At 73.8% G+C, this 13,359-nt stretch carries 12 protein-coding genes and 2 riboswitches; of the genes, 3 read left to right on the top strand and 9 right to left on the bottom strand.

Annotated features, from left to right (window positions below):
- Window positions 1–9 precede the first annotated feature (9 nt).
- Both cobO and WMR31_RS07435 read right to left on the bottom strand, forming a co-directional pair.
- Entirely contained in the window at window positions 10–624 is a 615-nt protein-coding gene (gene cobO / locus WMR31_RS07440) for a cob(I)yrinic acid a,c-diamide adenosyltransferase (RefSeq protein ID WP_340538152.1), read from the bottom strand.
- Window positions 624–2,666, bottom strand: a complete 2,043-nt coding sequence (locus WMR31_RS07435; RefSeq protein ID WP_340538151.1) for a VWA domain-containing protein — start codon at window positions 2,664–2,666, stop codon at window positions 624–626. The genes cobO and WMR31_RS07435 overlap by 1 nt, the downstream gene beginning before the upstream one ends.
- A gap of 27 nt (window positions 2,667–2,693) precedes the next feature.
- Window positions 2,694–2,842, bottom strand: a riboswitch (cobalamin riboswitch).
- Window positions 2,843–2,891: 49 nt separating this feature from the next.
- On the opposite strand from WMR31_RS07435, the gene cbiE reads away from it, so the two are divergent.
- Window positions 2,892–4,109, top strand: coding sequence for a precorrin-6y C5,15-methyltransferase (decarboxylating) subunit CbiE (gene cbiE / locus WMR31_RS07430; RefSeq protein ID WP_340538150.1), 1,218 nt, complete (start codon window positions 2,892–2,894; stop codon window positions 4,107–4,109).
- Here cbiE and WMR31_RS07425 read toward each other — a convergent pair.
- The 5 genes from WMR31_RS07425 to WMR31_RS07405 form a co-directional block, all read right to left on the bottom strand.
- Window positions 4,076–4,813 carry a cobalt-precorrin-4/precorrin-4 C(11)-methyltransferase gene (locus tag WMR31_RS07425; RefSeq protein ID WP_340538149.1) on the bottom strand — a complete coding sequence of 246 codons (738 nt, stop codon included), beginning with the start codon at window positions 4,811–4,813 and terminating at the stop codon, window positions 4,076–4,078. The genes cbiE and WMR31_RS07425 overlap by 34 nt on opposite strands.
- Window positions 4,810–6,330 (bottom strand): precorrin-2 C(20)-methyltransferase, encoded by a 1,521-nt coding sequence (locus WMR31_RS07420; RefSeq protein ID WP_340538148.1) that lies wholly within the window; start codon window positions 6,328–6,330, stop codon window positions 4,810–4,812. Before WMR31_RS07420 ends, WMR31_RS07425 begins: the two co-directional genes overlap by 4 nt.
- Window positions 6,327–6,992 carry a precorrin-8X methylmutase gene (locus WMR31_RS07415; protein WP_340538147.1) on the bottom strand — a complete coding sequence of 222 codons (666 nt, stop codon included), beginning with the start codon at window positions 6,990–6,992 and terminating at the stop codon, window positions 6,327–6,329. Before WMR31_RS07415 ends, WMR31_RS07420 begins: the two co-directional genes overlap by 4 nt.
- On the bottom strand, window positions 6,985–7,836 hold the full coding sequence (locus WMR31_RS07410) for a ferredoxin-like domain-containing protein (RefSeq protein ID WP_340538146.1): 852 nt from the start codon (window positions 7,834–7,836) through the stop codon (window positions 6,985–6,987). Before WMR31_RS07410 ends, WMR31_RS07415 begins: the two co-directional genes overlap by 8 nt.
- Window positions 7,837–7,892: 56 nt before the next feature.
- Window positions 7,893–8,078, bottom strand: a riboswitch (cobalamin riboswitch).
- Between the two features lie 72 nt (window positions 8,079–8,150).
- Window positions 8,151–8,732 (bottom strand): GNAT family N-acetyltransferase, encoded by a 582-nt coding sequence (locus WMR31_RS07405; RefSeq protein ID WP_340538145.1) that lies wholly within the window; start codon window positions 8,730–8,732, stop codon window positions 8,151–8,153.
- 193 nt (window positions 8,733–8,925) lie between these two features.
- On the opposite strand from WMR31_RS07405, the gene WMR31_RS07400 reads away from it, so the two are divergent.
- On the top strand, window positions 8,926–9,273 hold the full coding sequence (locus tag WMR31_RS07400; protein ID WP_340538279.1) for a YciI family protein: 348 nt from the start codon (window positions 8,926–8,928) through the stop codon (window positions 9,271–9,273).
- A gap of 35 nt (window positions 9,274–9,308) precedes the next feature.
- Window positions 9,309–10,574 carry an RNA polymerase sigma factor gene (locus WMR31_RS07395; RefSeq protein ID WP_340538144.1) on the top strand — a complete coding sequence of 422 codons (1,266 nt, stop codon included), beginning with the start codon at window positions 9,309–9,311 and terminating at the stop codon, window positions 10,572–10,574.
- A gap of 12 nt (window positions 10,575–10,586) precedes the next feature.
- On the opposite strand, the gene WMR31_RS07390 is transcribed toward WMR31_RS07395, so the two are convergent.
- Together WMR31_RS07390 and WMR31_RS07385 are read right to left on the bottom strand one after the other, a co-directional pair.
- Window positions 10,587–11,183, bottom strand: coding sequence for a TetR/AcrR family transcriptional regulator (locus tag WMR31_RS07390; RefSeq protein ID WP_340538143.1), 597 nt, complete (start codon window positions 11,181–11,183; stop codon window positions 10,587–10,589).
- A gap of 79 nt (window positions 11,184–11,262) precedes the next feature.
- Window positions 11,263–13,359: an acetate--CoA ligase family protein gene (locus tag WMR31_RS07385; RefSeq protein ID WP_340538142.1), complete on the bottom strand. Its 2,097-nt coding sequence runs from the start codon at window positions 13,357–13,359 to the stop codon at window positions 11,263–11,265.

The following is a 13,359-nucleotide window of genomic DNA, read 5'->3' as shown; positions in this document are numbered from 1 at the left end:
GTGGGAGGGCTACCACTCGATGCCCGCCTGCCCCTTCTGGCCGCGGTCCATCTGGTGCTTGACCTTGGTCATCTCGGTCACCAGGTCGGCCGCTTCGACGAGAGCGGGGTGGGCGCGGCGGCCGGTCACCGTCACGAACTGCCGCCCGGGGCGCTCGCGCAGGGTCGAGACGACGTCGTCGACGTCGACCCAGCCCCATTCCATCGGGTAGGTGAACTCGTCGAGCACGTAGAGGTCGTGGCGCTGTTGCGCGAGCCGGCGCTTGACCTCGGCCCAGCCCTCGGCGGCGTCGCGCGCGTGGTCCTCGACGCTTCCTCCCTTGCGCGACCACGACCAGCCGGCGCCCATCTTGTGCCACTCGACCGGGCCGCCCTCACCGGTCTCCTCGTGCAGTCGCCCGAGCCGCTCGAGAACGGTCTGCTCGCCGATGCGCCACTTGGCCGACTTCACGAACTGGAAGACCCCGACGTCCCAGCCCTGGTTCCAGGCCCGGATCGCGAGACCGAACGCGGCGCTCGACTTCCCCTTGCCGTCTCCGGTGTTGACCATCAGCAGTGGCAGGCGGCGGCGCTGCGCCGTGGTGAGACCGTCGTCGGGGACGACGGCGGGCTTGCCCTGTGGCATCAGGCCGCTCCCCTCTGGGTGCGGTCGCGCACCGTGCCGGCCAGCGCCTCGGCACTGACGTCGCCGACCGGGAGATGCTCGGCGCCCAGCAGCTCGGCGAGCCGGCGCGCGAGGCCCAGGCGCATCGGCCCGCTCTCGCCGTCGACGACCACGGTGGTGACGCCGAGACCGGCGAGGTGCTCGGCGGCCTGCTGGGACCGCGCGACGGCGTCCGCGCCACCGGTGGCGCGGCCGTCGGTGACCACGACCAGCAGCGGTCGCAGCCGGGGGTCGCGCAGTCGCTCGCGGGTCAGCACCCGGGCGGCCTCCAGGAGCCCTTCGGCCAGCGGCGTGCGTCCGCCGGCCGGGAGTTCGTCGAGCCGCGCGGCGGCGATGTCGACCGAGCGGGTGGGTGGCAGCGCGATCGCCGCCTCGGCCCCCCGGAAGGTGATCAGGCCGACCTTGTCGCGGCGGCGATAGGCATCGAGCAGCAGCGAGAGGATCGCGGTCTTGACCTCGGTCATCCGGCGACGCGCGGCCATCGAGCCCGAGGCGTCGACGCAGAACAGGACGAGGTTGGCCTCCCTGCCCTCGCGCACCGCGATCCGCAGGTCGGCACCGCGGACGTCGATCCGCCCCGTACGCGGACGGGACGGCTGCTGCGCGGCCGCTGCCTTCAGGGTCTCGACCAGGTCGAGCGAGCCGGACGAGCCCGGGCGGGCTCCCACGCGACGTCCGGTGGTGGCGACGGCGCGGCTGCGGCGCCCCGCATCGCCGGCGCCCAGGCCCCGCACGGTCAACAGGCGCGGCCGATACGGGGCCGCGGCGGCGACGGTCGAGGTGGGCGCCGATCCCCCGCCCGGCGGCGCCTGCCGCGGTTCCCCGGCGACGTCGGACGGCTCGTCGGAGCCCTCGGGAGGTGCGTCCGCCGTCGCGTCCCGCGCTGCGTCGCTCGTCGGGCCCTCGCCGTCGGGGCCCTCGCTGTCGGGGCCCGCCTGCTCCTCGGGACCCTGACCCTCCGGTGGCTCGGGCGGCAGCTCCTCGTCGCCGAGGACCCGGTCGAGCAGGTCCTCGTCGATCCCCGGTGCGTCGAACGGGTTGCGACGGCGGCGGTGCGGCAGCGCCAGCAGTGCGGCGCGGCGGATGTCGGCGCGGGTGACCTCGTCGCGGCCCTCCCAGGCGGCATGGGCGAGCGCCGCCCGCGCGGTCACGATGTCAGCGCGCAGTCCGTCGACCTCGAACGCGGCGCACACCTCGGCGATCTTGAGCAGCGCGGGCTCGGTGAGCCGGACCTTGCCCAGCCGCTCTCGTGACGACTCGATCCGGTCGGTGAGGGCGCGGTCGGCGTCGCGGTAGCCGGCGGCGAACGACACCGGGTCGGCGTCGTAGGCCATCCGTCGGCGGACCACCTCGACGCGCCGCGCCGGGTCCCGCGAGGCGGCGACCTCGACGGTGAGCCCGAACCGGTCGAGCAGTTGCGGGCGCAGCTCGCCCTCCTCGGGGTTCATGGTGCCGATCAGCACGAACCGGGCGGCGTGCTCGACCGAGACGCCGTCACGCTCCACCGTGGCGCGCCCCATCGCGGCCGCGTCGAGCAGCAGGTCGACCAGGTGGTCGTGGAGCAGGTTCACCTCGTCGACGTAGAGGATCCCCCGGTGGGCACGGGCCAGCAGCCCGGGCTCGTACTCGACTCTCCCGTGGGAGAGGGCACGCTCGAGGTGCAGCGAGCCCAGCACCCGGTCCTCGGTGGCCCCGACCGGGAGCTCGACCAGGCGCACCGGCCGGGTGCGCGTCTCAGCGTCGGAGCCGAAGGGGCCGTCCGGCGAGGAGGCGCCGGGGTCGGCGGGGTCGGTGGCGAACCGGTCGTCTGCGTACACCTCGATCGGCGGCAGCACGGCCGCCAGGCCACGAACGGTGGTCGACTTCGCCGTGCCCTTCTCACCGCGCACGAGGACCCCGCCGATCTCGGGCGAGATCGTGGTGAGGACCAACGCGAGGCCCATGTCGTCGAGTTCGTCGGCCGCGCAGCCGACGACTGCTGAAAAGGGGTACTGCTCCGGCATCTGAGGCTCCCGCTCGATTCGCCATGGATCATGGTCGGGCGCGAGGCCGGTCTTCGGACTTGTCGAGTCCGATGCTCGGAGCATCGGCTCGGTTCACCGCAGCGGGCCTGTGCCGGAGTCTCACCGGCTTCCCAGATTCTCCCCGCCGGTCGTTCGCACCGTTTCCGATGATCGGACCGTTGGGGCACCTCGTGCCTGTCGCCGGACACGATAGCGTCTGGCGGCGTGGTGATCGTGGTCGGCATCGGTGCGGACGGATTGGCCGGTCTCTCCGCGGCGGCTCGGGAACAGGTGCTGGCAGCTCCGGTCGTGATGGGCGGTCGACGTCACCTCGATCTGCTCCCCGACGTCCCCGGCCAGCACCGGGAGCCGTGGCCCTCGCCGATGCGCGAGGCGCTCCCCGCCCTGCTCGACGGTCTCGCCGACCGGCTCGGAGTTGGGCTCGACCGAGTGGTCGCGCTCGCCTCCGGCGACCCGCTGGTCTCCGGCGTCGGATCCACCCTGATCGAGCTCCTCGGGGCCGAGCGGGTGCAGATCGTGCCCGCCCTCTCCTCGGTGGCCCTGGCGCGAGCAGAGCTCGGGTGGCCGGCCGAGTCGTGCGCCGTCGTCACCGTGGTCGGACGGCGCGCGGAGCTAGTCCTGCGCGAGCTCGCGCCCGGGCGCCGGGTGCTCGTGCTCTCCGCCGACGAGAACACCCCTGCCGAGGTCGCCGGCCTGCTCACCCGGAGCGGGTACGGCGCGAGCACGATGCACGTGCTCGGCGACCTCGGGACGGCGGGCTTCTCCCGGGTCGACGGCACCGCCGGCGGCTGGGCCGCGACGTCGCCGCGGTTGAACGTCATCGGGGTGGAGCTCCTCGGACCCCCGGCCGGATCGTGGGTCGCCGGGCTCCCCGACGCCGCGTTCGAGCACGACGGCCAGCTCACCAAGCGCGACCTGCGGGCCTCGGCGCTCGCCCGGCTGGCCCCGGTGCCCGGCGCCCACCTGTGGGACGTCGGCGCCGGTGCCGGGTCGGTCGCGATCGAGTGGCTGCGCGCGCATCCGTCCTGCACCGCGACGGCGGTCGAGACGAACCCCGACCGGGCCGAGCGGATCTCGCGGAACGCCGCCGCCCTCGGCGTCCCGGTCCTCCAGGTCGTCAACGGCTGCGCACCCGCCGCCCTCGCCGGGCTGGCGGCCCCGGATGCGATCTTCGTCGGCGGAGGCGCGAGCGTCCCCGGCGTCCTCGAGGCCTGCCGGAGCGCGCTGCGGCCCGGCGGCCGGCTCGTCGTCCACGGCGTGACGCTGGAGACCGAGCAGCTGCTCGCCTCCGCGTACGCCGAGCACGGTGGCGAGCTCACCCGGATCGCCGTCGAGACCGCCGCCCCGATCGGCGGCTTCACCGGTTGGACGCCGGCGCGGGCCGTGACTCAGTGGGCCTTCCGCTCGCGCGAGGGGTCGTAGAGGTACGACTCGCCGCCCGGCCGCGGGTCGAGGGCGCGACCGACCAGGATCACCGCGGCCTGCCGGAGCCCGGCCTCCTCGACCCGGTCGGCGATGGTCGCGACCGTGCCGCGCAGGATGCGCTGGTCCGGCTGGCTCGCGCGGTAGACGACGACGACCGGGCACGCGGCGCCGTACTCCGGCTCGATCTCGCTCATCAGCCCACGGGTATGGGTGATCGCCAGGTGCAGCACCAAGGTCGCCCGCGTGCGCGCGAACGCGGTCAGCGACTCGGTGTCCGGCAGCGGCGTCGAGCGCGCCTGCGTGCGGGTCAGCACCACCGACTGGGCCAGCAGCGGGACGGTCAGCTCCCGGCCGACCTCGGCGGCCGCGGCGGCGTAGGCCGGAACGCCGGGCGTCACATCCCACGCCACGCCGGCGGCGTCGAGCCGGCGGGTCTGCTCGGCGAGCGCGGAGTAGACCGACGGGTCCCCGGAGACCAGCCGCACGACGTCGCGTGCGGAGACCAGCCGCTCCATGATCTGGTCCAGGTCGAGGTTCTGGGTGTCGACGAGCTCGGCGTCCGGGCTCACGTGGCCCAGCACCTCGGGGTCGAGATAGGTGCCCGGGTAGAGCACCACCTGCGCCTGGCCCAGCAGCCTGGTCGCGCGCACCGTGAGCAGGTCGGCCGCGCCCGGGCCGGCTCCGACGAAGTGGACGGTCACCAGTGGTCGCCGCCGTCCGCCACGAATCGGGGGGTCCAGACGCCGGCCGGGCTGACCCGGGTGGAGCCGGCACCGACGATGACCAGGCATGACATGTCGATGCTCGCCGGGTCGAGCTCGCCGAGCGTGGTCACGGTCAGCGACTCGTCGGCGCGACCGATGGCACGACCGACGACCACGACGGTGTCCGGGGTGCGATGCTCGAGCAGCACCCGACGCGCGGTCGCGATCTGCTCGGTGCGCGAGCGCGACGCCGGGTTGTAGATGGCCAGCACCAGGTCGGCCTCGGCGATCGCCCGCAGCCGTCGCTCCACGACCGTCCACGGCTTGAGCCGGTCCGAGAGGGAGACCACGGCGAAGTCGGCGCCGATCGGTGCCCCCGCCCGGGCGGCCACCGCCTGCACCGCGCTGACCCCGGGCAGCACCCGGATCGAGACGCCGGCGTATGCCGGGTCCTCGGCGGCCTCGAAGACCGCGGCCGCCATCCCGAAGACGCCCGCGTCGCCGCCGGAGACGACCGCGACCCTCTCCCCCGACGTCGCCAGGTCCAGTGCGTGCCGGGCCCGGTCGACCTCCACGGTGTTGCCCGAGGCGTGCCGGGTCAGTCCCGCCCGCTGCGGCACCCGGTCGACGTACGGCCCGTAGCCGACGACGTGGCCGACCTCCGCCAGCGCCATGGACACCTCGGGAGTGAGCCAGCACTCCGGCCCGGGGCCGAGCCCCACCACCAGCAGCTCGGCCGCTGCCACGGTGGGGGCGGCAGCGTGGTCCCGCTCGGCGCCGCGCGAGCGCGGGCCGTTGCGCGAGTCGCCGGTGACCACGATCAGCGAGAAGTACGGCACCGTCTCGGCCTCGACGTCGGCGACCGGCAGCCACCGCTGCTCCGGCGTGGTCGCCCGCTCGACGTACAGGGCGTCGTCGAGCCGCCCGGCCGCCTCCAGAGCGCGACGCACCGCGGGGAAGGTGCGCCCCAGCTTCATGATCACCGCCCCGTCGGTGCCCGCCAGGCGCCGGGCCAGCTCGGGCTCGGGAAGCGTGCCGGGCAGCACGGTCAGCACGTCGGTCTGGCGGACCAGCGGACTGGCGACGGCTGCGGTGGCAGCCAGGAACGCGGGCACCCCCGGCACGATCTCGGTCGGGTACCGCTGTGCCAGACGGTCGTGCATGTACATGTAGGAGCCGTAGAAGAGCGGGTCGCCCTCGGACAGCAGGACGACGTCGCGCCCGGCGTCCAGGTGGCCGGCCAGCCTCGCCGCCGACTCCTCGTAGAAGTCGGCCAGGGCTCCGGCGTACCCACCCGGATGGTCGGTCGAGCCGGTGGTGACCGGGTAGGTCAGCTGCTCCTCGATCACCCCGGCAGGGAAGAGCTCGGCCGCGATGCGCCGCGCGTTGGAGCTCTTGCCGACGCCGGCGTGGTAGGCGATCACGTCGGCCTGCGCGATGAGACGTGCCGCCTTGCGCGTGATCAGCTCCGGGTCGCCGGGGCCGACGCCGACGCCGTGGAAGTGCCCGGTCATTCCGCCTCCTGAGCCAGTGCGTTGAGGGCCGAGGAGGTCATGGCCGAGCCGCCCCGCCGGCCGCGGACGGTGACGTAGGGGAGGTCGATGGCGTGCGCGGCTCCGAGCTCGACCAGGGCCTGCTTCGACTCCGCAGCGCCGATGAAGCCCACCGGGCAGCCGACGATCGCGGCCGGGCGCGGGCCGCCGTCGAGGATCGTCTCGAGCAGGTGGAAGAGCGCGGTCGGCGCGTTGCCGATGGCCACCACGGCTCCGTCGAGGTGCGGCTCCCACAACGACACCGCGGCCGCCGTGCGCGTGGTCCCCCAGGTCCGCGCCAGGCCGGGCACCCGCTCGTCGTTGAGCAGGCACACCACGTCGTTGTCGCGCGGGAGCCGGCTGCGGGTGATCCCGGTGGCGACCATCGTGGCATCGCACAGGATCGGGGCCCCGGCCTCCAGCGCGTCTCGCGCGGCGGCGACCAGGCGTGGGTGGACCAGGAGGTCTGCAGCCAGGTCCACCTGGCCGCTGCCGTGGATCATCCGCACGGCCAGCTTCTCCGCGTCCGGTGGCATCGCGGCGAGGTCGGCCTCGCGCCTGATGGTGGCGAAGGAGTCGAGGTAGATCTCGGGCCCGCTGTCGACGTACTCGTAGTGCCGTGCGGGCCGACGCGGCTCAGCCATGTGTTCCTACTCCCGGGACGAGGACGCCGCGCCAGGGCGTCACGACGAGCTGGTCGGCCTCGGCGCCGAGTGCGAGCACGGCGTCGCGGTCCAGGCCGCCCTCGGGGACCGGAACGTGCCGGCCGCCGGGCACCTGGCCGTACGGAAGCGGTGGAGCCGGCTCCGGCACCCGGGGGTCAGCCGCGGTCGGTGTCACCAGCGGCCGGTCGAGATCGGCGACGTGCCACCGGGCCGCTCGTCCGCTCCCCCGGACCGTCAGGAACAGGTCGGCGAGTCCGGCCAGCCTGGCCGCGGCGTCGCGGCATGGCACGACGCCTGCCCAGTGTGTCCCGACCCGCAGCGCGACGACGTCGGCGTCGAGCGCGACGACGCCCAGGTCGCAGGTGCGCTCCATCAGGTCGCCGCGGCCGTCGTCGAGGACGAACAGGAAGCGCCCTGGGAGCGTGGCGAGCTCGGCGGAGGCGCGGATCCGGCGGTCTAGCTCCTCGGCGACCGGTCGCAGGTCGGCGCGCCCGCCGGCGAGTCCGGTCTGCGGCGACACCATGACGTTGCGGACCAGGTCGTGGGTGGGGGCCGGAAGCAGTCCGGTCTCCTCGATCGCCCGGACCGCGGCGTCGTCGAGCCGGCCGTCGGTGCCGGGGAGGCCGCGGACCTGGAGGTTAGCCCGCGATGTGACGTGGACGCGGCCGTCGCCGTAGGCCTCGGCCGCCTCGCTCAGCAGCCTCAGCGACGTCGAGGAGACCCGGCCGCCGATCAGCCGGAGCCGGACGAGTAGGCCGTCGGCGGCCTCCCAGGGGCGCAGGACGCCGGGACACCGGTCGGTGCGGGTGCGGTGGGCTGACACGTGCTGGGCCTGTCTGGTCAGGGACCCTGTCGCGGAGTCCACGTACGACCTGGCGACGGTCCTCGCCAGTGCCAGCAGGTCTTCGGACTCGGGATCGACCGGAGCGAGACACCTTCCCAGGGTGGTGACCCCAGTGGCATGTTGCCTCGCCCGTCACCCTCACCGCTGCGCGTCAGTCCCGGATTCGCACCGGGTTCCCTGACTCCACGAGGTGGAGCACGACTGGCGCCGACAGACTACCGCGCCCGGGCGGGCCACCATCGCGGGCTCCGGCGCGCGTCTGAGCTGGCCAGATCGCCCCGCGCCTTGCGTGCTCACCGTGCGGCGGCGACCTCGCGCACCATCACGCAGTTGCCCAGGCCCTTGGGGCGGTCATAGGTGAAGCCCTCGCGCTCGTACATCGCGCGGGTGCCGTTGTAGAGGAAGGAGGAGTTCTTCTTGCGGACGCCGCCGGTGTCGTGCGGGTAACCCTCCACCACTCCCCCGCCGGCCCGGGCGATCAGGTCGACCGCGCCACGCAGGGCGAGCGCCGCGAGGCCCTGGCCGCGGTAGGTGCGCTCGACCAGGATGCAGGTGACCCGGTAGTCGGGCAGCCGCTCGGCCGTGGCGAGGTACTCCTTGCGGTGGTGGATGCCGGGCAGCTCCTCGGGCGTGCCGTACTCCGCCCAGGCCACGGCGCGGTCGCCGTCGAAGACCAGGGCGGCGTGGGCGATGCCCTCCTCGACCAGCCGTTTCTTCAGGGCCCGGTTCCCTTCTGCGCTCTGGCCGCGCTCGGCGCAGTCGGGGTGGAAGTGGGTGCACCAGCAGCTGGCGAACATGCCCTTGTTGCGCTCGAGGATCCCGGCGAAGTCGTCGAAGGTCTCGGGCGTGAGCGGCCTGATGGTGAGGTCGGGCATGGTGACAACCTAGGGGTGAACCAGGACGTCGGGCGTCCTGGAGGACTCCCCGGCAGACTTTTCCGATTTTGTGTGGAAGCGATGTCGAAGACGCAGGAGGCTGTTCGACGTCTGGATGAATCGGCCACCGACCCGCGGTGTGCCACACACACGTGAGGAGAGCGCGATGCCGCGTTTCATGGGTTTCGTGAGGATGGAAGAGAACATCGGGACGCCGCCGCAGTCGCTGTTCGAGGCGATGGACGCCCACATCGGTGAGCGGGCGGCCAAGGGGATCTTCCTCGACGGCGGCGGCCTGTACGGCACCGAGGACGCCGTCAACTACGTCGTGCGCGACGGCGAGGTCAGCCGGGTCGACGGCCCGTACGCCGAGGCCAAGGAGGTCGTCGGTGGCTGGTCGCTGATGCAGTACGACACCGTGGAGGAGGCGATCGCGGACCTGAAGGTGTTCGCAGAGCTGCACGCCGAGCACTGGCCCGAGGTCACCGTCATCTCCACGCTGCGGCAGATCTCCGAGGGTCCGGAGGCGCCCGGCGACTGATGCGGCGACCGGGCACGCGGCGCTAGTGTCACCGCGTGCCCGGAGCGAGCGACGACGGCGCGCGCGAGGCGATCGTCGCGGCCTGGCGGGCCGAGTCGGCCCGCTTGATCGGCGCGCTCGTCCGGATGACCCGCGACCTCGAGCTCGCCGAGGACCTCGCCCAGGACGCGCTGGTGGCCGCGCTCGAGCAGTGGCCGGACGCCGGCGTCCCCGACAACCCCGCGGCCTGGCTCATGACGACGGCCAGGCGGCGCGCCGTCGACCAGTTCCGGCGCAACCAAACATTGCGCCGCAAGACCGCGGAGATCGGCCACGGCCTGAGCGAGGAGGATCCCATGGGCGACCTCTCCGAGCAGGTGGACCTCATCGAGGACGACGCCCTCCGGCTGATCTTCTTGACCTGCCACCCCTCGCTGACGCCCGAGTCGCGTGCGGCGCTCACCCTGCGGCTCGTCGGCGGACTGACCACCGCCGAGATCGCCCGCGGCTTCCTGGTCGCCGAGTCCGCGATGGGGCAGCGGATCTCGCGCGCCAAGCGCACCCTGGCGCACGGCGGCGCCGAGTTCGACCTGCCCACCGGGGCCGATCGACTCGCCCGGCTCGACGACGTGATGGGCGTGGTCTACCTGATCTTCAACGAGGGCTACACCGCGACCTCGGGTGCGGACTGGATGCGGCCGGAGCTGAGCGTGGAGGCCATCCGGTTGGCGCGGATGCTCTCGGCTCTCGTTCCGGACGAGCCCGAGGTGCACGGCCTGCAAGCCCTGCTCGAGCTCCAGCACTCACGCAGTGCCGCACGTCTGGACGCCTCGGGCGGGCCGGTCCTGCTCGAGGACCAGGACCGCGACGCCTGGGACCGGGGCCTGATCGAGAGCGGTCTCGCCGCGCGCGCCCGGGCCGAGCGGCTCGCCGCCCGCGGCACCCCGGTCGGGCGCTACTTCCTCCAGGCGATGATCGCCGCCGAGCACGTCCGGGCGCCCACGGCGCACCAGACCGACTGGCGGCGCATCGCGGGCCTGTACGACGCCCTCGCCGCGGCCGCACCGGGACCCATCGTCGAGGTCAACCGGGCGGTCGCGCACGGTCGCGCCTTCGGACCCGATGCCGGGTTGGCGGTCCTCGATGCCCTTCCCGTGAACGCCCTGGCCGGCTCGCACCTTCGCCCCAGCGTGCGCGGGGACCTCCTCGCACGCGCGGGCCGCGCCGCCGAGGCGGCCGCGGCGTTCGCCGAGGCGGCCGCGCTCACCCAGAACGCCGGCGAGCGGGCGGTCCTCCTCCGCCGAGCTCGACTCGGCTCGTAGCCCGACCCAGCGCTACTGCTCGACGTCGAGGCTCGCGAGCCACTGGTCACAGACCTCGCGCATCCGAGAGACGTCCATCTCCTTCGACTTCAGCAGCACCTGCACGCTGAGCCCGTCGATCAGCCCGATCAGCCCGTTGGCGAACATCGTCGCGTCGCCCTCGCGGAACTGCCCGGCCTCCTGCCCGTCGGCGATGATCCGCCGCACGAGCTCGCGCCACTCGCCGTAGACCCGTTCGTTGAGCGCTGCGAGGTCGGGGTCGTGCAGGCCCTCCACCCACAGCTCGGCCCACACGTGCCACGCCTGCACGGTGACCTCATCGGTGGGCAGGTAGGACTCCACGAAGGCCCGCAGCTCGGTGTGCGGGTCGTCGTGCTGGTCCAGGATGTGACGCCGCCGCGCCAGCGAACGCTCGAAGTTCCACTCGAACGCCGCGGTGATGAGATCGCGCTTGGTGGCGAAGTAGTAGTGGACCGTCCCGGTGCTCGTACCCACGCGCTTCGCGACGTCCGAGATCCGCAGCGCGCTGAACCCGACATCGGCAAGGACCTCACAGGCGCCCCCGAGGATCTGCTCCTTGCGCTCTGCCTCAACGCTCGGTCTGGCCATCACTACCTCTCCGCCGGCCGCTTCCTCCGAGTTCGGACAGCGGGTACGGCGTTACCCTCGCCGTTGAGCGCCGCCCCGGTCAAACCTCGTGCGACACCACCAGGGCGTCGACGGCGAGGACGCCGTCCTGGTCGACGCGCAGTGGGTTGACCTCCACCTCGTCGTGACCCGGGATCCCGGTCACCTGCGAGAGCGCCGAGACGGTGCGCGCGAGCGCGTCGACGTCGGCGGCCGGACGGCCGCGCCAGCCGGCCAGCAGCGGGTAGCTCACCAGGCGACGGATCATCGCGCGAGCGGTGTCGACCGAGACCGGGGCGAGCTCGAGGACCGTGTCGCGCCACAGCTCGGCCTCGGTGCCGCCGGCACCGACCATCACCACCGCACCGAACGTCGGATCGCGGCGGACGCCGGCGATGACCTCGACGGGACTCGGCCGCTGGTCGAGCTCCTCGAGCACGTACGCACCGGGGCCGAGCCGGCCGTGCATCTCGGCGAAGGCGGCGACGGCCGACTCCTCGTCGCGCAGTCCGACGACGACGGCCGCGTGCTCGGTCTTGTGCTCGATCCAGTCGGCCTTGAGCACCCACGGCCCGTGCAGCCGGCGGGTCGCCGCGCGCACGTCGTCGATGCTGTGCACCTCGGCGGCCTCGGGGAAGGGGACGCCGAGCGACTGCAGCAGCGCGCGGGCCGCGAGGTAGCCCGATCCCACGGCGACCGGTTCGCCGGGGACGCTCGGCTCCGGCACCTCGCGGACGTCACGGCCGATCCGCACCGCTCCGGTGAGTGCTCCGATCGCGGCCTCGACGCTGGGGAAGACGGGCAGGCCGAGCTCGCGCGCGCGGGTGAGGCTGGGCGAGTCGGGGCACATCGAGTGGACCAGGACCGGCTTGCCGGAGGCGGCCACGGCGGCGGCGAGCGACTCCACGACGCCGATCTCCCGATCGGCCTGCGAGGGGGTGTCGACCGAGTAGCTGCCGAAGTAGCCGGAGAGCAGGACGGCGTCGACGTCGGCGTCCTGCAGGCACGCCTGGACCACGCGGGCGTAGGTGGTCATGTCCTGCTCGCCGCCGCCGGCCAGGTCGATCGGGTTGCCGACGCCGGCGTCGGCGGGAAGCATCCGGGCGATCTCGGCGCGCCGGTCGGCGTCGAACTCGACGACGTCGAGTCCCGCGGCGTCGGCGACGTCGGCGGCCACCGCGCCCTGTCCCCCGCTGTCGGCCACGATGCCGACCCGGGGGCCTGCGGGCAGCGGCGCATGGCTGAGCAGCACGGCGAGGTCGACCGCCTGGGTCGGGGTGTCGACGCGCCAGGCGCCGGCGACCCGGCAGGCGGCGTCGACGACGTCGGTGCCGGAGGTCATCGAGCCGGTGTGGGAGGCCGCCGCGGCGCGACTGGCACCGCTGGCGCCGACGGTGAGGACGATCGTCTGCTTGCCGGCCGCACGCATGCGCCGGACGGCGTCGATGAAGTCGGCCCCCTCGCCGAAGCTCTCCGCGTAGAGGATCGCGACCCGGGTCTGGGAGTGGTCGGCGAGGGCGCCGAGGGCCTCGGCCGCGCTGACGTCGACCTGGTTGCCCACCGACACGAACCGCGACACGCCGAGTCCGCGGTGGGCGGCCAGGCCGGCGATCTCGGAGCCGAGCTGCCCGCTCTGGGAGATCACGCCGATCGGCCCGGGGTGGAACTCGCCCCACGCCAGGTGGAGCTCGGTGTCCATGTCGACCATGCCCAGGCAGTTCGGCCCGATGATCCGCGCGCCCGCGGCCCGGATGCGGGCGGCGAGCTCGCGCTCGGCGCCGACCCGGCCCACGGCGCGGTCGACCCCGGCGGTGATGCCCAGGAACCCGGTCGCACCGCGCGCCAAGGCCTCGTCGACGACGTCGGGCACCGCGGCGGCCGGGACCGAGAGGACGACGAGCCCGAGCGGGCCGTCGATCTCGTCGAGCGTGCGCACCGTCGCCACGCCCTCGACGTCGGCGCCGCGCTGGTTGACCAGGTGGACCGTGCGCCGGTCCGCCCCGCGCAGCGCACCGCGGGCGAGGAACCAGCCCCACTTCGACGGATCGGCGGACGCGCCGACCACCGTGACGACGTCGGGGTCCCACAGTGCGTCGAGTCCGCTCGACGTCGACAGCTCGGTGCCCTCGGCCGGCTCGCCGGTCGGGCCATCGGTCAA

This window comes from Nocardioides epinepheli (genome assembly GCF_037936805.1).
GTDB lineage: Bacteria > Actinomycetota > Actinomycetes > Propionibacteriales > Nocardioidaceae > Nocardioides.
This window is presented reverse-complemented; position numbering and strand designations above follow the sequence as displayed.

Coding starts and splice junctions, on each gene's coding strand:
- cobO (WP_340538152.1), bottom strand. CDS start 624: ATGCCACAGGGCAAGCCCGCCGTCGTCCCCGACGACGGTCTCACCACG.
- WMR31_RS07405 (WP_340538145.1), bottom strand. CDS start 8,732: ATGCCCGACCTCACCATCAGGCCGCTCACGCCCGAGACCTTCGACGAC.
- WMR31_RS07420 (WP_340538148.1), bottom strand. CDS start 6,330: ATGACCGGGCACTTCCACGGCGTCGGCGTCGGCCCCGGCGACCCGGAG.
- WMR31_RS07400 (WP_340538279.1), top strand. CDS start 8,926: ATGGAAGAGAACATCGGGACGCCGCCGCAGTCGCTGTTCGAGGCGATG.
- WMR31_RS07415 (WP_340538147.1), bottom strand. CDS start 6,992: ATGGCTGAGCCGCGTCGGCCCGCACGGCACTACGAGTACGTCGACAGC.
- WMR31_RS07435 (WP_340538151.1), bottom strand. CDS start 2,666: ATGCCGGAGCAGTACCCCTTTTCAGCAGTCGTCGGCTGCGCGGCCGAC.
- WMR31_RS07390 (WP_340538143.1), bottom strand. CDS start 11,183: ATGGCCAGACCGAGCGTTGAGGCAGAGCGCAAGGAGCAGATCCTCGGG.